At 72.0% G+C, this 18,847-nt stretch carries 15 protein-coding genes, 1 tRNA gene and 1 riboswitch; of the genes, 7 read left to right on the forward strand and 9 right to left on the reverse strand.

Features of this window, described 5'->3' with window-relative positions; all coding sequences use genetic code 11:
* Nucleotides 1-32: 32 nt before the first annotated feature.
* The 3 genes from treZ to glgX are packed head-to-tail and all read right to left on the reverse strand — an operon-like array spanning nucleotide 33 to nucleotide 6,480.
* The gene (treZ, locus tag QE359_RS09525) at nucleotides 33-1,787 is read right to left on the reverse strand and encodes a malto-oligosyltrehalose trehalohydrolase (protein WP_309778972.1); all 1,755 of its coding nucleotides are present in this window, start codon (nucleotides 1,785-1,787) and stop codon (nucleotides 33-35) included.
* A complete protein-coding gene (gene treY / locus QE359_RS09530; protein ID WP_309778973.1) occupies nucleotides 1,784-4,246 on the reverse strand; it encodes a malto-oligosyltrehalose synthase in 2,463 nt (820 codons plus the stop codon). Before treY ends, treZ begins: the two co-directional genes overlap by 4 nt.
* Nucleotides 4,243-6,480 (reverse strand): glycogen debranching protein GlgX, encoded by a 2,238-nt coding sequence (glgX, locus tag QE359_RS09535; RefSeq protein ID WP_070416625.1) that lies wholly within the window; start codon nucleotides 6,478-6,480, stop codon nucleotides 4,243-4,245. Before glgX ends, treY begins: the two co-directional genes overlap by 4 nt.
* A 129-nt stretch (nucleotides 6,481-6,609) precedes the next feature.
* Here glgX and QE359_RS09540 point away from each other — a divergent pair, with 129 nt between their 5' ends.
* From QE359_RS09540 to QE359_RS09560, 5 genes are all read left to right on the forward strand, one after another.
* Entirely contained in the window at nucleotides 6,610-6,933 is a 324-nt protein-coding gene (locus QE359_RS09540; protein ID WP_070416624.1) for a hypothetical protein, read from the forward strand.
* A 101-nt stretch (nucleotides 6,934-7,034) separates the two neighbouring features.
* Nucleotides 7,035-7,144, forward strand: a riboswitch (TPP riboswitch).
* Nucleotides 7,141-7,782, forward strand: coding sequence for an ECF transporter S component (locus QE359_RS09545; protein ID WP_309778974.1), 642 nt, complete (start codon nucleotides 7,141-7,143; stop codon nucleotides 7,780-7,782). Its footprint overlaps the riboswitch before it by 4 nt.
* Nucleotides 7,779-9,392: an ATP-binding cassette domain-containing protein gene (locus tag QE359_RS09550; RefSeq protein ID WP_309778975.1), complete on the forward strand. Its 1,614-nt coding sequence runs from the start codon at nucleotides 7,779-7,781 to the stop codon at nucleotides 9,390-9,392. The genes QE359_RS09545 and QE359_RS09550 overlap by 4 nt, the downstream gene beginning before the upstream one ends.
* Nucleotides 9,389-10,210, forward strand: coding sequence for an energy-coupling factor transporter transmembrane component T (locus QE359_RS09555; protein WP_309778976.1), 822 nt, complete (start codon nucleotides 9,389-9,391; stop codon nucleotides 10,208-10,210). Before QE359_RS09550 ends, QE359_RS09555 begins: the two co-directional genes overlap by 4 nt.
* Complete coding sequence (locus QE359_RS09560; protein ID WP_309778977.1) at nucleotides 10,203-10,787, forward strand: ATP-binding protein; 585 nt, start codon at nucleotides 10,203-10,205, stop codon at nucleotides 10,785-10,787. Before QE359_RS09555 ends, QE359_RS09560 begins: the two co-directional genes overlap by 8 nt.
* Here the strand turns inward: QE359_RS09560 and QE359_RS09565 are convergent.
* On the reverse strand, nucleotides 10,735-12,141 hold the full coding sequence (locus QE359_RS09565; RefSeq protein WP_309778978.1) for an MFS transporter: 1,407 nt from the start codon (nucleotides 12,139-12,141) through the stop codon (nucleotides 10,735-10,737). The genes QE359_RS09560 and QE359_RS09565 overlap by 53 nt on opposite strands.
* A 101-nt stretch (nucleotides 12,142-12,242) precedes the next feature.
* Here QE359_RS09565 and QE359_RS09570 point away from each other — a divergent pair, with 101 nt between their 5' ends.
* Nucleotides 12,243-13,670: an LLM class flavin-dependent oxidoreductase gene (locus QE359_RS09570; RefSeq protein ID WP_309778979.1), complete on the forward strand. Its 1,428-nt coding sequence runs from the start codon at nucleotides 12,243-12,245 to the stop codon at nucleotides 13,668-13,670.
* Nucleotides 13,667-14,947, forward strand: a complete 1,281-nt coding sequence (locus QE359_RS09575; RefSeq protein ID WP_309778980.1) for an acyl-CoA dehydrogenase family protein — start codon at nucleotides 13,667-13,669, stop codon at nucleotides 14,945-14,947. The genes QE359_RS09570 and QE359_RS09575 overlap by 4 nt, the downstream gene beginning before the upstream one ends.
* 114 nt (nucleotides 14,948-15,061) lie before the next feature.
* Here the strand turns inward: QE359_RS09575 and QE359_RS09580 are convergent, their stop codons facing one another.
* The 5 genes from QE359_RS09580 to QE359_RS09600 all read right to left on the reverse strand — a co-directional run bounded on the left by QE359_RS09580 (nucleotide 15,062) and on the right by QE359_RS09600 (nucleotide 18,789).
* Nucleotides 15,062-15,406: a metallopeptidase family protein gene (locus QE359_RS09580; RefSeq protein ID WP_070416619.1), complete on the reverse strand. Its 345-nt coding sequence runs from the start codon at nucleotides 15,404-15,406 to the stop codon at nucleotides 15,062-15,064.
* Nucleotides 15,407-15,495: 89 nt separating this feature from the next.
* Nucleotides 15,496-15,571: transfer RNA gene (locus QE359_RS09585), tRNA-His, on the reverse strand.
* Nucleotides 15,572-15,682: 111 nt separating this feature from the next.
* Nucleotides 15,683-16,309 carry an oligoribonuclease gene (orn, locus tag QE359_RS09590; RefSeq protein WP_309778981.1) on the reverse strand — a complete coding sequence of 209 codons (627 nt, stop codon included), beginning with the start codon at nucleotides 16,307-16,309 and terminating at the stop codon, nucleotides 15,683-15,685.
* Nucleotides 16,310-17,104: 795 nt separating this feature from the next.
* Nucleotides 17,105-18,346, reverse strand: coding sequence for an MFS transporter (locus tag QE359_RS09595; protein WP_309778982.1), 1,242 nt, complete (start codon nucleotides 18,344-18,346; stop codon nucleotides 17,105-17,107).
* Nucleotides 18,343-18,789 (reverse strand): MarR family transcriptional regulator, encoded by a 447-nt coding sequence (locus QE359_RS09600; protein WP_309778983.1) that lies wholly within the window; start codon nucleotides 18,787-18,789, stop codon nucleotides 18,343-18,345. Before QE359_RS09600 ends, QE359_RS09595 begins: the two co-directional genes overlap by 4 nt.
* Nucleotides 18,790-18,847: the final 58 nt, after the last annotated feature.

Consider the following 18,847-nt stretch of genomic DNA (forward strand, 5'->3'; position numbering starts at 1 on the left):
GGTCGGCTCCGGGCTGACCAGCTTCGCGCTGGTCAGCGCAGGACGACGACTCCACGCCCGGTGAAGCGGACGCAGTCCGTCGCGACGTCGGCCTCGCCGAAGCGGTAGAGCTCCTCGCCGGTGGCGCCGGGGACGGGCACCTCGGCCGCGTCGTCGAGGAAGTTCACCACGACGTGCACCGGCCGGGCGTCCGGGCCGAGCAACCCGCGCGTGAGCACGAGCCAGCGCCGGTCCTCGCTGCAGCGCACGGCGTTCGCCTCGTACCGCTGGTCGACGAAGGCCTGGTCGGTCCGCCGCAGGGCGACGAGCACGCGGTAGGCCCGGAGGATCGCCGCACCCCGCTCGGAATCGACGTCCGACCAGTCGAGCTTCGAGTTCGTGAACGTCGTGGGGTCCTGCGGGTCCGGCACGGCCGACTCGTCCCAGCCGTGCTCGGCGAACTCCTTGATGCGACCCTCGGCCGTGGCCTTGCCGAGCTCCGGCTCGGGGTGCGACGTGAAGAACTGCCACGGGGTCGAGGCGGCGAACTCCTCGCCCATGAAGAGCATCGGCGTGAACGGGCCGAGCAGCGTCAGGGCCGCCGCGATCACGAGACCCTCGTCACTCACGGTCGCCGCGAGACGGTCGCCCGCGGCACGGTTGCCGATCTGGTCGTGGTTCTGGTTCGCGACGACGAGGGCCGTCGTCGGCGAGGTCCCGCGGTCGATCGGTCTCCCGTGCCGCTTCCCCCGGAACGACGACCACGTGCCGTCGTGGAAGAACCCGTGCTCGAGGACCTTCGCCAGCGCGGAGAGCGGTGCGAAGTCGGCGTAGTAACCGTTCGTCTCACCCGTCAGCGCGACGTGGACCGCGTGGTGGAAGTCGTCCGACCACTGCCCGGCGAGACCGTAGCCCGAGGCCTCCTGCGGGCGGAACATGATCGGGTCGTTGAGGTCGGACTCCGCGATGAGCGAGAGCGGCCGCCCGACGAAGGCGGAGTACGCGTCCGTCTCGGAGGCCATCGCCTGCAGCACGTGCGGGCGGGTGGTGTCCCGCAGGGCGTGCACGGCGTCGAGCCGAAGCCCGTCGACGTGGTGATCGCGGAACCACATCCGGACGTTGTCGAGCACGTACCGACGGACCTCGGGGTGCTCGACGTTCACCGAGTCGCCCCAGGTGTTGCCGAGCCCCTGCAGCAGGTACGGCCCGTAGAGCGGCAGGTAGTTGCCGCTCGGCCCGAGGTGGTTGTACACGACGTCCTGGATCACCCCGAGGCCGAGTGCGTGCGCACGGTCGACGAATCGGTCGTACGCGTCCGGGCCGCCGTAGGGAGCGTGCACCGCGAACCAGCCGACGCCGTCGTAGCCCCAGTTCCACTCGCCGTTCACCGCGTTGACGGGCAGGAGCTCGACGAACTCCACGCCGAGCTCGACGAGGTGCTCGAGCTTCGCGGCCGCCGCGTCGAGCGTGCCCTCGGGCGTGTAGGTGCCGACGTGCATCTCGTAGATCACGCCGCCGCGTGCCGGACGCCCGGTCCACGCGTCGTCCGTCCACGAGAACCGTGCGGGGTCGACGACCTCGGACGGGCCGTGCACCCCCTCGGGCTGGAAGCGGCTGCGCGGATCGGGCCGCACCGCGTCGTCGTCGCCGATGCGGAAGCCGTAGCGGGCACCGACGACGGGGACGATCGCATCGGTCGTCCACCAGTCGTCGGTGCCGCGGGTCAGCGGGTACTCGGTGCCGTCGACCACGAGGCGCACGCGCTCCGGTGTCGGCGCCCAGACGGCGTAGCGGTCGGGTGCGGTCATGCGTGACCCTCCAGGATGTCGATCTCGGCCTGCGCGTCGGACTCTCCGGCAGAGCCGGAGCCGCTGTCGGCGGTCGCCCCGATGTCGGCGTGGGTCTCCGTGCCGTGGTCCGTCGCCTCGGCCACGTGCGCCGGCACGAGCAGTGCGACGGGGTAGTCGGTGAGCAGTTCGGCGAGGGCGATGCCCCGGCCGGCCGGCACGCTGCGGCCGGTGAGCAGGTCGACGCGGTCCTGGGGCACGGCGTGCACGAGGGTGTCGCCCCATCCGCCGACCCGCTCGAGCCCGATCGGCAGGCGCGTCGCGATCGTGACCGCGCCCCCACGGTCGAACGCGATCACGTGGTCCGCAGCGCTGCCGGTCGCCTCGAGCGCGAGGTACCGGGTGAAGAGCTCCGGGTGGTCGCGCCGCACACGGAGCGCACGACTCGTCACCAGGAGCTTCGCCGCACCGTCGAGCCCGACGGCGGGGAGCCGTTCCGGGCCGTCGTCGTCCGGGCCGTCGAGTTCGGCCAGGACGTGCCGACGCTCGGTGTAGTCCACCGGGCGACGGTTGTCCGGGTCGACGAGCGAGCGGTCCCAGAACTCGGTGCCCTGGTAGACGTCCGGCACCCCGGGTGCGGTGAGCTGCACGAGCTTCTGTCCGAGCCCGTTCGACCACCCGGCGGCGTCGATCCGTTCGTCGAGCGCATCGAGCACGGCGACCACGGCCGGGTCGTCGAACGCGGCGTCGACGAGCGCGTGCATGCGGCGTTCGAAGTCCTCGTCCGGAGCCGTCCACGTGGTGCTGTCGCCGGCTTCGCGCGAGGCCTTCTCGGCGTAGGCGTGCAGGCGTTCCCGGCTGGCCGGGCGCGCGCCGACGATCGCCTGCCAGAGCAGGTCGGCCAGGACGGCATCCTCGAGCGGGGCGAGGGACTGCAGGCGTTCGAGCGTCGACGCCCACTCGTGCCCGAGCTCGGCGAGCACGGCGATGCGCGCGCGGGTGTCCTCGCTGCGCTTGGTGTCGTGCGTCGTGAGGGTCGTCATCGTGTGCGGCCAGCTGCCGAGCCGGTCGCGCTGCGCCTGGTGGAAGGCACGGACCGACACCGAGAACACGCTCGGGTCGCCGCCGACCTCGCTCAGGGACGTCAGGCGGGAGGTCCGGTAGAACGCGGTGTCCTCGACGCCCTTCGCCATCACCATGCCGCTCGTCTGCTGCAGGCGGATCGCCGCGGCGTTCGCGGGGTCGATCAGCGCCGGGGCGATCCGGTCGATGACGTCGTCGAGGTCCGGCCGCGCCGAGGCCGCACGTTCGAGAGCGTCGATGAGGTGGTGCGCGCCCTCGGGCAGGTACGTCCGGTACACGTCGAACGAGGCCACGATCTCGGCGACCGCGTCGACGATCCGCTCGTGGGGGAGCGGTGCGGACGCAGCACTGCCGGTGCCGGGTCCGAGCAGCCGCGCGAGCCGCTCGACCTCGCTGCCGAGGATGCCGTCCGCGATGCCGCGACGGGTGTCGTGCGTCAGCTGTTGCCAGTCGGTCGGTTCGGCCCCGGACGCCGCGGTCAGCGAGTCCTCACCGGCGGGGTCGACGAACACCCGGTCGAGCACGCCGAGGGCGTCGTAGCCGGTGGTGCCGTCGACCGGCCAGCTCGCGGGGAGTTCCTCGCCCGGCTCGAGGATCTTCTCGACGAGCGTGTACGCGCCGTCGGTGAGCGCCGCGAGGTCCTGCAGGTAGCCGGCGGGGTCGTACAGCCCGTCGGGGTGGTCGATGCGGAGTCCGTCGACGAGGCCGTCGCGGAACCACGCGCCGATCGTGCCGTGGGAGGCCGCGAAGACCTCGGGTTCCTCGACCCGGATCGCCGCGAGCGTGTTCACCGCGAAGAAGCGCCGGTAGTTCAGCTCGTGGTCGGCCCGCTTCCAGTGCACGAACTCGTAGTGCTGCCGGGCGTGGACGTCGGCCACCGAGTCGCCGTCGTGCACCGTGCCCGGGGCGGTCGGGTAGGCCGTGTCGCCCAGGTACAGCCGGCCGTCACGAAGGTCGACCGCGTCGAGCAGCCGGTCGTCGAGCACCGGGACGCGGAGCTTGCCGTCCCCGGCGTCCCAGTCGACGTCGAAGGCCCAGGCGACGGGGGACCCCTGGCCGTGCTCGAGCAGGGACCACCACCACGGGTTCACCTCGGGCGTCGCCACACCGACGTGGTTCGGCACGACGTCCACCAGGACGCCGAGTCCCACGGCGTGCGCGGCGTCGGCGAGCGCACGGAGCGCGTCGTCACCGCCCCGCTCGGTGTCGACGTGGCCGTGGTCGACGACGTCGTAGCCGTGCTGGGACCCGGGCTCGGCCTGGAGCACCGGGGAGAGGTAGAGCCAGTCCGCGCCGAGGTCGCGCACGTAGTCGACGACGTCGCGTGCGGCCGACAGGTCGAAGTCCGGCGTGACCTGCAGCCGGTACGTCGAGGTCGGGACGCGCCGGGCGGTCACTGCTGGCCGCCGCTCGTGGCGGAGGGAGCCGTGGCGCCGGCGGGGTTCACCGGTGTGACGGCGTCCTGCGGTGCTGCCGTGGCCGGTCGTGACGAGTCGGTGTCCACCGGGGTCACCGTGACCTCGTGGTCGGGCTCGGCCCGCAGCACGATCATCGAGCGTGCCGGGACGTCGAGCGGCGTGCCGGCGTCGAGGACCTCGTCACGCGCACCCGGTTCGGCGGTGTCGATCCGCACCGTCCAGCCCGGCGAGTACTCCTCGGGGGGCAGCGTGAACGTCACGGTGTCGTCGTGCGCGTTGAAGTACGTGATGAAGGCGACGTCGGTGACACGCTCGCCGCGGGAGTCGCGCCCGCGGATCCCGTTGCCGTTCAGGTACATGCCGACGCTCTTGCCGAAGCCGGAGTCCCAGTCCTCGGGTTCCATGGCGTCGCCGGAGGGCGTGAGCCACACGACGTCCGGCAGCGGCTCGTCCTGCCCGCGACGGACCGGACGCCCGTTGAAGTACCGCGTGCGGCGGAACGTCGGGTGGTCGTGCCGGAGCTTCACGACGTCGGCCGTGAACTGGATGAGGTCGTCGTCGGCAGCGTCCCAGTCGATCCAGCTCAGCGCGGAGTCCTGGGCGTACACGTTGTTGTTGCCGGACTGCGTGCGCCCGAGCTCGTCGCCGTGGGCGATCATCGGCACGCCCTGGCTGAGCAGCAGCGTCGCGAGGAAGTTCCGTCGGCGCTGCAGCCGCAGGGCGTTGATCGACTCGTCGTCGGTCGGGCCCTCGGCGCCGGAGTTCCACGACCGGTTGTGGCTCTCGCCGTCGTTGTTGTCCTCGCCGTTGGCCTCGTTGTGCTTCTCGTTGTAGGCGACGAGGTCGTACAGCGTGAAGCCGTCGTGCGCCGTGATGAAGTTGATGCTCGCCTTGGGTGTGCGGCCGTCGTGCTCGTAGAGGTCGGCCGAGCCGGAGATCCGCGATGCGAACTCACCGAGGGTGGAGGGCTCTCCCCGCCAGAAGTCGCGGACGGTGTCGCGGTACTTGCCGTTCCACTCGGACCACTGCGGCGGGAAGTTGCCGACCTGGTAGCCACCGGGGCCGACGTCCCACGGCTCGGCGATGAGCTTCACCTGGGACACGATCGGGTCCTGCTGGACCAGTTCGAAGAACGCCGCCAGCCGGTCCACCTCGTAGAACTCACGCGCCAGGGCGGCCGCGAGGTCGAAGCGGAAGCCGTCCACGTGCATCTCGGTGACCCAGTACCGCAGCGAGTCCATGATGAGCTGCAGGGAGTGCGGGTGCCCGACGTTGAGCGAGTTGCCCGTGCCCGTGGTGTCCATGTAGTACCGCTTGTCGTCCTCGACGAGGCGGTAGTAGGCGGCGTTGTCGATCCCGCGGAAGGACAGCGTCGGGCCGAGGTGGTTCCCCTCGGCCGTGTGGTTGTACACCACGTCGAGGACGACCTCGATGCCGGCACGGTGCAGTTCGCGGACCATCGCCTTGAACTCCTGCACCTGCTGTCCGTGGTCGCCCGAGGACGAGTAGTGCGAGTGCGGCGCGAAGAACCCGATCGTGTTGTAGCCCCAGTAGTTCGACAGCCCCTTGTCCTGCAGGGTCGAGTCGTTGACGAACTGGTGCACGGGCATGAGTTCGAGCGTGGTGACGCCGAGTCGCTGCAGGTGCGCGATCACGGCCGGGTGCGCGACACCCGCGTACGTCCCGCGCTGTTCCTCGGGCACGTCGGGGTGCGTCTCGGTGAGGCCCTTGACGTGCGCCTCGTAGATCACCGTCTCGCCGTAGGGGATCCGAGGAGCCCGGTCGCCCTGCCAGTCGAAGAACGGGTTGATGACGACGCCCTTCATCATGTGGGGCGCCGAGTCCTGGTCGTCGGTCGAGTCCGGGTCGCCGAACGTGTACGAGAAGAGTGCCTGGTCCCAGTCGATGTCGCCGCTGGTCGCCTTGGCGTACGGGTCGAGGAGCAGCTTGTTCGCGTTGGCGCGGAGCCCCTTCTCGGGGGCGTACTCGCCGTGCACCCGGAAGCCGTACTGCTGGCCGGGGCCGACGTTCGGGAGGTAGGCGTGCCAGACGTACGCATCGACCTCGACGAGGTCGATGCACTGTTCGTTCCCGTCGTCGTCGAAGAGACAGAGTTCCACGCGTTCGGCGACCTCGCTGAAGAGGGCGAAGTTCGTGCCGCTCCCGTCGTAGGTCGCCCCGAGCGGGTACGGGTTGCCGGGCCAGGTGTGCAAACGGTCCTCCAGGTGTGGGTCCCGCCAACATATCGGTGGGAGCCGACCGCGTCCGCAGACAAGCTCCGGCTGTGGACGGATGCGCGGGCAGCTCCGCCTGTGGAGGAACGGGCGAGTAGCGTCGCGCGCATGGCCAACATCGTCACGCAGATCGCAGAGAAGGTACGCCCCGTCGGCGTGTCCACGAACTACGGGGAGCCGGTCGAGGTCGGCGACCAGACCCTCATCCCGGTGTCCCTCGGCTGGTTCGGCTTCGGTGGGGGCGGGGACGGCGACGACAACGGTGGCGGAGGCGGCGGTGCCGTCTCCATCCCGATCGGCGCCTACGTCCGACGCCCCGGCAAGGACCTCGAGTTCGAGCCGAACCTGATCTCCCTCCTCGCGGTGAGCGTCCCGGTCATCTGGGTGACCGGCACCGTCCTGCGCAAGCTGGTCCGCGTCCTGAAGAAGTGACCCACTGACGGACCTGGAGGCGCGGTGCGGGCCCGCACCGCGCCTCCAGGACGTGCCGTGGTCGCGATCCGTCACCGGGTCGCGACCACGTCTACAATGGCGGGACACACACGGGAGTCCGGGATCGCCGGGCTGAGAGGGAGCGAGTGGCGCTCCGACCGTCGAACCTGATCCGGATCATGCCGGCGCAGGGAGGAGTCCAGGGCCATGTCCACGAGCACGCACACTGCTGTTCCGTCCACCCCCGTCAGGCGCTCACTGCGCTGGCGGGTCGTCGACATCGTCGTCGCGAGCGTGCTCGCCGTCGCGATCGGTGTCGTCTTCAAGCTCTGGGAGTTCGGCTACGAGCCGATCAGCGCCGTCGCCGCGCTCGTGCTCCCCGGCACGCAGGCGCTCTTCGGCGGGGTGTGGCTGCTCGCCGGGCCCGTCGTCGCGATCATCGTCCGGAAGCCCGGAGCGGCCCTCTACGCCGAGATGGTTGCCGCCTCGGTCGAGGCGCTCCTCGGCACGCAGTGGGGCTGGCTGACGCTCGAGGCCGGCCTCGTGCAGGGCCTCGGAGCCGAGCTGGTGCTCGCACTCTTCCTGTACCGCGTCTACCGCCTGCCGGTGGTCGTGCTCGCCGGTGCCGCGGCCGGGCTGGCGCTCGGGCTGAACGACACGGTGCTGTGGTACCCGGGACTCGACCTGGCCTTCAAGGTCGTCTACGTTGTCTCGGCGATCGTCTCCGGTGCGCTGATCGCGGGCGTCGGCTCGTGGTTCCTCGTCCGAGCGCTCGCTGCGACCGGCGTCCTGTCGTCGTTCGCGGCGGGCCGTGAGCACTCCAGACGCGGTCCTCGCACATCCGCGTGACCGTGCCAGCCGCGCGGATCACCTTCTCCGACTGGGGCTGGCGGTACGCGGAACGTGACGCTTGGGCCGTCCGGGGCGTCGACCTGACCGTCGAGCCGGGGGAGCGGGTTGCGATCGTCGGTCCCTCGGGCGCTGGCAAGTCGACGCTGCTGCGGGCGGTCGCGGGCGTGCTCCCGGACGAGCCGGACGCCACCGACGACACCGCGGCCTCCGTCCAGGGCTCGGTCCTGGTCGACGGTGCCGAACCACGCGCGGTCCGCGGCCGCGTCGGCCTCGTCATGCAGGACCCCGAGGCGCACACGGTGATGTCCCGCGTCGGCGACGACGTGGCGTTCGGCTGCGAGAACGCCGGCGTTCCGCGGGACGAGATCTGGCAGCGGGTCCGGTCGGCCCTCGACGTCGTCGGGCTCGACCTGCCGCTCGACCGCTCCACCACGATGCTCTCCGGCGGGCAGCGGCAGCGGCTTGCGCTCGCGGGCGTGCTCGCCATGCGCCCCGGTGTCCTCGTGCTCGACGAGCCCTGCGCGAACCTCGACCCCTCCGGCGTGGTGCAGGTGCACGACGCCGTGCGGGCGCTGCTCGACGAGACCGGGTGCTCGCTGCTCGTCGTCGAGCACCGCATCGGGACCTGGCTGGACCTGGTCGACCGACTCGTGCTGCTGGAGCCGGCCGGGGGTGTCGTCGCGGACGGTGCGCCTGCGGACGTGCTCGCCGAGCACGGTCCGGCGTTGACCGCGGCGGGCGTGTGGGTGCCCGGCTCCGAGCCCGAGCGGGGTTCGGCGCGCCGGGGCACCCGCACGTCGCGGCGAGCGGGCGAAATGCGCGGGGCCGACCGCGGGGGACCGGACGGAATCCGCCCGCTCGGCGATCGGGACCCGGTGCTGCTCGCGGCGCGGGGGCTCGGGACCGCCCGGGGCAGGCGGCAGCCGGTCGGGAGCGGGATCGACCTCGACGTCCGAGCCGGACGGGTCCTCGCGGTCACGGGGCCGAACGGCATCGGCAAGTCGACGCTCGGCCTCACGCTCGCCGGGCTCCTGCGCCCCGCCGCGGGGACGCTCCGCGCGGGCACGGCACTCGCCGACGGCATCGGCGACGCCCCCGCCGCGTGGACGAGCAGGCAGCTGGCCGGTCGGATCGGCACAGTATTCCAGGACCCGGAGCACCAGTTCGTCGCCCGCACCGTGCGTGAGGAGCTGGCCGTCGGCCCCCGCGCCCTCGGAGCGGCGGACGTCGACGTCCGGGTCGACGAGCTCCTCGACGCGTTCGGCCTCGCGCACCTCGCCGACGCCAACCCCTTCACGCTGTCCGGCGGTGAGCAGCGGCGGTTGGCGATCGGGACGGTCATCGCCTCCCGGCCGCCCGTCGTCGTGCTCGACGAGCCGACCTCCGGTCAGGACCGGGCGACCTGGCAGGCCGTCGTGGACCGGCTCGGCGAACTCGCCGACTCCGGCACCGCGATCGTCGCCGTGACGCACGACCGTGACCTCGTCCGCGCGCTCGAAGCGGACGAGATCGTGCTCGGCGCGAAAGGCGCGACAGGAACGACGGGGGCGACCGCCGTCGGGCCGGCCGCCGACCTGCGCGACCCGGCCACGGAGGTGCAACCGTGACCGCGCACCACGCCGCGGCCGGTCTGCCCGGACGAGCCGCGCCTCCTGGACCACCCGACGGCACCACGCGTGCACGCGGCGTCCGCGGCGTCCAGCCGGTGGCCTCGCTGCTGGGCGTCCTCGCGCTCGGCGTGTGCCTCGTGCTCAGCCTCGACGTCGTGTCCGCGGCGGTCGCGCTCGGTCTCGAACTCCTGCTCCTGCCGCTTCTGCGGATCCCGCCCCGCACGCTGCTGCTGCGGACCTCGCCGGTCCTGGTCGCGGTGCCGCTGACCGCGCTGAGCATCGCGTTGTACGGGCGGCCGTCCGGGCGGTCCTGGTTCGACCTCGGCTTCGCGCACGTCACCGACGGGTCGCTCGCACTCGCGCTCGCGACGGCGCTCCGTGTCCTGGCGATCGGGATGCCGGCGGTGGCGTTGTTCGTGCGGGTGGACCCGACCGACCTCGCGGACGGGCTCGCGCAGCTCCTGCGGCTGCCGGCACGGTTCGTGCTCGGGGCGCTCGCGGCGATCCGGATGATGACGCTCCTCGGGGACGACTGGCGACAGCTCGGCATGGCCCGTCGGGCCCGCGGCGTCGCGGACACCGGACGGCTGCGGCGCGGCGCGTCGATGGCGTTCGCGCTGCTCGTGCTGGCGCTGCGGCGGGCGACGACGCTGGCGGTGGCGATGGAGTCGCGGGGGTTCGGCGCTCCCGGGCGGCGGACGTGGGCGCGGAGTGTGCGGTTCGCGGGGCCGGAGTGGGCGATGGTCGGCGTGCTCGTCGGGATCGGTGTCGTGTCGATCGCGGTGGCCGTGGGTGCGGGGACGTGGCGTGCCTGAGACGGAACGCGACGCGGGTGGCGCGCGCGGCGCGGACGGCACGGCCGGTCCCGACGACTCGCTCGTCGAGGGCCTCGCCGCCGCGGCCGCCGGGGTCGCGACCGCATCCGGCACCCGCCTCGTCGTGCTCGTCGACGGCAGGTCGGGCACGGGCAAGACGACGCTCGGCGACTCCCTGGCGGACCGGCTCGGCGCGCAGGTCGTCCACCTCGACGACGTCTACCCGGGATGGGACGGCTTGCAGGCCGCCGCGGAGGCTGTGGTGACCGACGTCCTCGGGGGACGCTCCGGCTACCGACGGTGGGACTGGGCGACCTCGCGCCCGGCGGAGTGGGCCGCCGTCGACCCCGGGCGGCCGATCGTGGTCGAGGGGTGCGGTGCGCTGTCCCGGGGCTCGGCGCCGCTCGCGTCGTTGCGGGTGTGGCTCGAGGCCGACGACGACACCCGGTGGGAGCGGGCGATCGGGCGTGACGGCGAGTCCTTCGCGCGGGAGTGGGACCGGTGGGCGGCGCAGGAGGCGGCGTTCATCGCTGCCGAGCGGCCGGCGGAGCTGGCGGACGTGGTGCTGCGGACGTAGGGCGCTCCGCGTGCGGGCGCTGCCCCCGCCGGGCCGCCGCCACCGGGTCCACCGCGAACACGGCCGCGACGATCGAGAGCACCGCGTACACCCCGAGGTACCCGCACAGGATCCACGGCGAGCCCCCACCGAGCTCGACGAACACGGCCGCGAGCAACGGCGTGAGCCCCACCGAGAAGATCGACCCGATCTGGTACCCGAGCGACATCCCCGAGTAGCGCCGACCGGTCGGGAACTGCTCCGCGAACCACGCTGCCTGGGGCCCGTAGATGCTGTCGTGGAACACGCACATCCCGATCAGCGCCACGAGCGGCAGCAGCACGAGCGGCCCCGCGTCGAGGAACGCGAAGAACGGCCAGATGAGCACCGCGATCCCCACCGCCGACCAGATCGTCAGCACCCGTCGGCCGACCCGGTCGGACAGCCAGCCCCAGAACGGCGTCGACACGAGCGACACCGCGGAGATGACGAGCACGGCCTGGAGCCCGGCCGAAGCGCCGGAGGGGCCCCGCACCGACCCGAGGTACGTCAGTGAGTACGTCGTCAGGATCGAGTACAGCGCCGGCTGCACGAGCCGCAGCCCCGCGGTGACGAGGATCGCCCGCGGGTGCCGCCGGATCGCCTGCCACACCGGGAACCGCTCGATGTCCCCGGAGGCGCGCAGCTCCTGGAAGACCGGCGCGTCCTGCACGCCGAGCCGGATGACGAGCCCGACGGCCACGATCACCGCCGAGAACAGGAACGGCAGCCGCCAGCCCCACGCCAGGAACGCCTCGGTGCCGAGCAGCCCCCGGACGAGCGTGAAGACACCGGTCGCGAGGAGCATCCCGCCCGCGGAGCCCATCTGCGTGAACGCCCCGAACAGTCCGCGGTGCCGCTCGGGTGCGTGCTCGACGGACAGCAGCGCCGACCCACCCCACTCGGCGCCGGCCGCGACACCCTGCAGCAGCCGCAGGACCACGAGCGCGACGACGGCACCGACGCCGATCGTCGCGGCCGAGGGGATCACCCCGATCAGCGTCGACGCGATCCCCATCAGCACGAGCGACGCGACGAGCAGCTTCTTCCGCCCGATCCGGTCGCCGAGGTGGCCGGCGATGATCCCGCCGAGCGGGCGGGCGACGAACCCGACACCGTAGGTCGCGAACGACGCGATGACGCCGACCGCGGGGGTCACGGAGGGGAAGAACGTGGGCGCGAACACGAGCGCGGACGCGGTCGCGTACAGGTAGAAGTCGTAGTACTCCACGGTCGTCCCGACGAAGGACGCCAGGGCGACGCGACGGCGGGTCGCGGTGGTCGACGGTGCGGTGGAACGGACTGGAGGCGCGGCTGCGGTGGTCGAGTTCGGCACCCTCAGGAGCATGGTCGCGTCGCGCACCTCGGGGAACACCCCGCGTAACGCGAGGTCACGTCACGCCCTCCCGCGACACCACGACGGGGAACATGGACCGCATGAGCGATGCACCGAACCGCCCGCTGCGCTTCGCGGCCTTCGTCATGAACACGACGTCGCACATCCAGCACGGCCTCTGGCGGCACCCGGACGCCCGTCAGGCCGATTTCGACGACGTCACGCTGTGGACCGACCTCGCGAAGACCCTCGAGCGCGGGAAGTTCGACGCGATGTTCTTCGCGGACGTCGTCGGGACGTACGGCCCCGGACGCGGCGACTACTCGACGAACCTGCGCGAGGGGCTGCAGATCCCCTCGAACGACCCGTCCGTCCTGCTCTCGGCGCTCGCCGTGTCGACGGAGCACCTCGGGCTCGCGTTCACGTCGAGCGTCATCCAGTCGCACCCGTTCGACTTCGCCCGCAAGGTCTCCACCCTCGACCACATCACGCGGGGCCGGATCGGCTGGAACGTCGTCACGAGCGCCCTCGACAGCGCCGCGCGGAACTTCGGCGCCGATCGGCTCGAGGAGCACGACGAGCGCTACGTGTGGGCCGAGGAGTACCTCGAGGTCTGCGCGAAGCTCTGGGAGGGGTCGTGGGAGGACGGCGCCGTGCTCAAGGACCCGGTGCGCGGCTACGCGGATCCCGACAAGGTGCACCGCATCGACCACCACGGGAAGCGCTACGACGTGCAGGGCCCGCACCTGTCGGCACCCTCGCCGCAGCGGACGCCCGTGCTCTTCCAGGCGGGGTCCTCGCCGGCCGGCCGTGCCTTCGCCGCGCGGAACGCCGAGGCCCAGTTCATCCTGACGTCGAACCGCGACGCCACCGAGCAGCTCATCCGCGAGACCCGTGACCTCGCTTCGGCAGCGGGGCGGCAGCGGGACGACATCGCCTTCTTCCTCGGGCTGACGTTCGTCACCGGCTCGACCGAAGCCGAGGCGAAGGCCAAGGAAGCGGAGATCGACGAGTACCTGGCCGCCGACGGGTTCTTGGTGCACTCGAACCTCGGCTTCGACCCGGACACCGGCGAGGCCCTCGATCCGGACACCCCGCTGTCCGAGGTCCGCACCCACGCCGGCCAGTCGCACCTGCAGTGGCTCCGGGAGGCCGCCGGCGACCGCGAGCCGACGATCGCCGACCTCGCCCGACTCTCCGCGAAGCTCCGTGCCCGCGTGGTCGGGACGCCCGAGCAGATCGCCGACGAGCTCGCCGACTGGCAGCGCGCCGGGGTCGACGGGGTGAACGTCATCAACTGGACCCTGCCCGGCTCCTACGAGGAGTTCGTGGACGACATCGCCCCGACCCTGCAGGAACGCGGACTGATGCAGTCCGAGTACCGCGAGGGGACGTTGCGCGAGAAGCTCTTCGGCCACCCGCAGTTGCCCGAGAGCCACCCGGCGCGGCGGTGGCGGGGAGCGTTCACGGGCGGAGCTGCCGGAACCGGCGCGGACGCCGCGCGCTACGCCGTGGAGGTGACCGCATGACCGACGCGACGACGACCACCGGGGGCGAGCCGTCCCTCCAGGGCGGCACCGCGACCAGCCGTCTGACGGAGCTGCGCGCTCGGTTCCAGCCGCTGTTCGACCGCATCCGCGAGGGGGCCGTCGATCGCGAGCTGGCGTCCGGGACGCCGGGGGACCGGCCGCTGCCGCACGACGAGGTCCGTGCGCTCGCCGACGCGGGGTTCGGACGGCTCCGCGTGCCGGAGGACCGTGGCGGGTTCGGCGTGACGCTCGTCGAACTCGTGCACCTCGTCGCCGACCTCGCCGCTGCCGACTCGAACATCGCGCACCTGTGGCGCGGGCACTTCGGGTACACCGAACTCGTGCTCCTCCGGCCGTCGTCGACCGGGCGGGACGAGTGGCTGCAGCGGATCGTCGACGGGGCGATCATCGGGAACGCGACGTCGGAGCGGACCGGGACGACGCTCGCCGACATCTCCACCACGGTGCGCGTCGCCGAGGACGGTTCCGTCCGTCTCGACGGCCGGAAGTTCTACTCGACCGGGACGCTCTACTCGGACTGGATCTACCTCGCGGCGGACCGGGACGGCGACCGGGTCACGTTCGCGGTCCCGACCGATGCGGTCGGCGTGACCTCGGTCGACGACTGGGACGGGTTCGGGCAGCGGTTGACCGCGTCCGGCACCACGGTGTTCGACGGGGTGTCGGTCGACCCCTCGGTGGTGTCGGCGTACCGGGACGCCCCGCTGTCCCACATCCAGGCCTTCTACCAGCTGTACCTGCTGGCGGTCCTCGCCGGGATCGGGCAGGCGGTGTCTGACGACGCCGTCGCGTTCGTGCGACCGCGGACCCGGACGTACATCCACGCGAACGCCGCGCGGCCCGGGGACGACCCGCAGGTGCTGGCCGTGCTCGGTCGGTTGTCGGCCGGGGCGTTCACGGCCCGGTCGCTCGTCGTCGCCGCGGCCGGGCTGCTCGACGGGGTCGTGGGGACGAACGAGCCCGGGGCCGGCGTCGACCGTGCCCTGCTGGACGCCGCCGAGAACGCGGTCTACCAGGCGCAGATCGAGGTCGGGCCGCGGGTGCTCCGGGCGGCGTCGGAGCTGTTCGAGGTCGGCGGGGCGTCGGCGGCCGATCGCACGCGGGCGTTGGACCGGCACTGGCGGAACGCCCGGGTCGTGGCGTCGCACAACCCGGCGGTCTACAAGGAGCGGCTCGTGGGGGAGTACGCGCTGCACGGGCGGGGGCCGGTGGACGCGTGGGAGAAGTACCACGAGGTGGGGCCGACGCGGTTCTGAGGTGCTGGGGCGGGCGGGCGGGCGGGTGGCGAGACTCGACCCGGCGGACAGTTTCGCGCCCGCACCGCCACGAAAGTGTCCGCCCAGCCGAGACTCGGGCGGCGTGGGCGGCGGCTACGCCCAGCCGAGCTCGTGGAGGCGCTCGTCGTCGATGCCGTAGAAGTGCCCGATCTCGTGCACGAGCGTGGTGTGGACCTCGTCCTTGAGCTCCTCGAGCGTGTCGCACTCGGCGAGGTGCTGCTTCCGGAACACCACGATCCGGTCGGGCAGCTCGCCGAAGCCGTACTGCCCGCGCTCGGTCGCCGCGATGCCGTCGTACACGCCGAAGAGCTCTTCGCCGTTCTCCGGTTCGTCCTCGACGACGAACACCACGTTGTCGAGGCCGTCGACCATCTCGTCCGGCAGCAGGTCGAGTTCGTCGGTCACGAGCTGTTCGAACGCGTCGGCGGACATCTCCATCACGTCGCCGATCGTTGCAGGACAACCTGATCGAACGACGAAGGCCCCGGTCCGAGGGACCGGGGCCTTCCGCTGATCTGCATCAGCACTGGGGTGAATAACGGGTCTCGAACCCGCGACCTCCTAGACCACAACCAGGCGCTCTACCAACTGAGCTATATCCACCATGTGCACACCGGGCGACCGGCGCGACCACTCAATAGTAGTACATGCCGGAGGCGGGTCAGAACACGAGGGGCGAGCCGCGCCTCCTGGACGCGCCGCAGGCGGTGTGTCCTACTGCGCGAGCCGCGGTTCCCACTTGGCGACGACCTCGCTCGCGACGGCCTTGACGTCGTCCGAGGTGGGGCCGGGCTCGGCCACGAAGCCCGCACGGCGGTAGTACTCGAGCTCGCGGATGGACTCGAGGATGTCCGCGAGGGCACGGTGACCACCGTGCTTCTCCGGCGCGTTGAAGTACACGCGCGGGAACCAGCGGCGGCAGAGCTCCTTGATGCTCGACACATCGACGCTGCGGTAGTGCAGGTGTCCGTCGACGCGGGGCATGTACTTCGACAGGAACGATCGGTCGGTGCCGATGGTGTTGCCCGCGAGGGGAGCGGAGCCCTCGGCGGGGACGTGCTCGAGGATGTACTCGAGCACCTGGTACTCGGCGTCCGCGAGGCTCACACCGTTCGGGATCTCCTCGAGCAGCCCCGAGGTGGTGTGCATGTTCGTGACCAACTCGTTCATGTTGTCGAGCGCCGACTGGTCGGGCTTGATCACGATGTCGAAGCCGGGGTGCACGGGGACGAGGTCGAAGTCGGTGACGACCACGGCCACCTCGACGAGTTCGTCGACCTCGAGGTCGAGGCCCGTCATCTCGCAGTCGATCCAGACGAGGCGGTCGTTCGCAGTTGCCATGGTGTCGATCCTATTCCGCGGCGGGGCGGGGTCGCTTTCCGCCCGCTCCGCGCTGGGGGTCCGTGTGCCGCGCGGGCTCCGCGGCGGGGCGGGGTCCGCGAGCGGGCGGTATGCGCGCGCTGCGGGACGCGGCTGGGACGTTTTCCGCCCGCTCGTGGTGCGGGGGGAGCGCGAGCGGGCGGTATGTGCGCGTTGCGAGGCGCCAACGGGACCTTTTCTGCCCGCTCGTGGCGCGGGGTGCGGGCGAGTGTCCGGACACGCGGCGCCGGTCTCGGGGGGCCGACCCGCGCCTCCAGGCGTCGGCCGTGCCACCAGCGCGGGCGGGCGGAATGCGCGGGGTGCGGGGCGTGGGCCGCGCAGGATTCGCCCGCCCGCGTGTGCGGCGCGGCGAGCGGGCGGTATGCGACGGCTGCGGGGCGCGACCGAGCCCGATTGCGCCCGCTCGCGGGTGCGGCGCGGCGAGCGGGCGGTATGTGACGGCTGCGGGGCGCGACCGAGCCCGATTTCGTCCGCTCGCGGGGTGGGCGCGAGTGCCTGGAGGCGCGGCGCCGGTCTCGGGGGTCGACCCGCGCCTCGAGGCGGTCACCCCGGAATCCGCGAGCGGGCGGAATGCGCGGGGTGCGGAGTGCAACCGGGACGGAGAACGCCCGCTCGCGCGGGTGAGCGCGCGAGCGGGCGGAAGGTGCTGGGTGCGGCGGGTGAGCGGGACGTACTTCGCCCGCTCGCGGAGCGCGGAGCGCGGAGCGCGGGGCGCGGCCAGCCGCGCCGCCGGCGCCGCCTGCCGCAGGCGCCGGGCTACGCCATCTCGCCGGCGGCGATGGCCTCGGCCTCGACGGGCTCGGGCTCGGCGCCGTCGTCGACCCGGCGCAGCACGCGCGTGGTGCACACCACGACGACGAACGCGACGGCGACGGACAGCCCGGCGAACACGTACGCGGCAGACGGGGCGAACTGGTCGGCGAGCAGGGTGGCCACGGGCGGGGCGATCGCACCGCCGATGAAGCGCACCGCGGAGTACGCGCTCGAGGCGACGGAGCGGGGGAGGTCGGTGGCCTCCATGACGCACTCGGTGAGCACGGTGTTGAGGACACCGAGCACGAGGCCGCCGATGATGACGCAGATGATCAGGCCCACCTGCGACTGCACGACCACGGCGGCGGCGAACAGGTCGAGCGCGAGCAGCGGGAGCGCGATCTTCAGCACGGTGGTGCGGCGGAGTCGTGCGGTGAGCATCGGGGCGACCCAGACCGAGGTGATCGCGAGGCCGACGCCCCAGCCGAAGAAGGTGAAGCCGATGCCGAGTGCGCCGAAGCCGAGCGGGAAGGGCGTGTAGGCGAGCAGGACGAAGAAACCGATGTTGTAGAAGAGCGCGGTGACGGCGAGGGCGGCGAGTGCCGGGCGACCGAGCGCACGGAACGGTGCGGAGAGCTTGGTCGGCGAGGGCTTCTCGAGGTTCTTCGTCTTGAGGAGCGTGACGATGGCGATGAACGCGATGGCCATGAGCGTCGTGACGCCGAAGAACGGGCCGCGCCAGCTGACGGAGCCGAGCAGGCCGCCGACGAGCGGGCCGACGGCGATGCCGAGGCCGAGCGCCGCCTCGTACAGGATGATCGCGGACGCGGTGCCACCGGAGGCTGCCCCGACGATCGTCGCGAGTGCGGTGGAGATGAAGAGTGCGTTGCCGAGACCCCAGCCCGCGCGGAAGTCGATGATCGTCCACACGCTGTTCGACGTCGCCGCGAGCACCGAGAACAGCACGATGAGGGCGAGGCCGATGAGCAGGGTGTTCTTCGCGCCGATGCGGCTGGACACCCAGCTGGTGAAGAACATCGCGACACCGGTGACGGCGAGGTAGCTCGTGAAGAGGAGCTCGGTCTGCGCCGCAGTGGCCTTGAGGGACGAGGCGATGGCGGGGAGGATCGGGTCGACGAGGCCGATGCCCATGAAGGCGACGACGCAGGCGAAGGCGATCGCCCAGACCGCTGATGACTGCTTGAGGATGCTGCCGGACTGTGCGGCGGGTGCGTGGGCGTTCACGCGTGGGTCTCCGTTCTGGTGGCGGTGGAGGTTCGGGCGGCGATGACCTCGACGGCGTCGTGCAGGGTGTCCCACTCGTCGTCGGACAGGTCGGCGAAGAGCGGGCCGACCGTCCGGGTGAGGGTGACCCGCCAGGACGTCAGGCGTTCACGGCCGGCGTCGGTGAGCTCGATGAGCTGCCCGCGGGAGTCGTCTGGATCGACGCTGCGGGACACGAGCCCGTCGGCGAGCATGCCCGCGACGAGTCGGGTCATCGTGGGCTGCGCGACGCGGGAGGCGGCAGCGAGCTCGCCGAGGCGGAGCGGCTGGTCGGTCTCGAGGATGCCGAGCGTGCGCCAGACGGCGGAGGACGTGGTGTTCCCCGTCGCCTGCGCTGCGGTGCGGATCAGGCGGTTGACGGAGACGAGGAGCGTCTCGATCGTCTGTTCACGCGGTGATTCCATAGCAAAACTATATAGCGAGGCTATGAATGTGTCAACAGGTGGTGCCTGGTAGAAGGGA

Source organism: Curtobacterium sp. SORGH_AS_0776 (genome assembly GCF_031453355.1).
Taxonomy (GTDB): Bacteria; Actinomycetota; Actinomycetes; order Actinomycetales; family Microbacteriaceae; genus Curtobacterium.

Bases quoted from the DNA above. Each gene is read 5' to 3' on its own strand.
- treZ (WP_309778972.1), bottom strand. From the start codon at position 1,787: ATGACCGCACCCGACCGCTACGCCGTCTGGGCGCCGACACCGGAGCGC.
- QE359_RS09540 (WP_070416624.1), top strand. From the start codon at position 6,610: ATGGCCAACATCGTCACGCAGATCGCAGAGAAGGTACGCCCCGTCGGC.
- QE359_RS09545 (WP_309778974.1), top strand. From the start codon at position 7,141: ATGTCCACGAGCACGCACACTGCTGTTCCGTCCACCCCCGTCAGGCGC.
- orn (WP_309778981.1), bottom strand. From the start codon at position 16,309: ATGGCAACTGCGAACGACCGCCTCGTCTGGATCGACTGCGAGATGACG.
- QE359_RS09580 (WP_070416619.1), bottom strand. From the start codon at position 15,406: ATGGAGATGTCCGCCGACGCGTTCGAACAGCTCGTGACCGACGAACTC.
- QE359_RS09570 (WP_309778979.1), top strand. From the start codon at position 12,243: ATGAGCGATGCACCGAACCGCCCGCTGCGCTTCGCGGCCTTCGTCATG.
- QE359_RS09575 (WP_309778980.1), top strand. From the start codon at position 13,667: ATGACCGACGCGACGACGACCACCGGGGGCGAGCCGTCCCTCCAGGGC.
- QE359_RS09600 (WP_309778983.1), bottom strand. From the start codon at position 18,789: ATGGAATCACCGCGTGAACAGACGATCGAGACGCTCCTCGTCTCCGTC.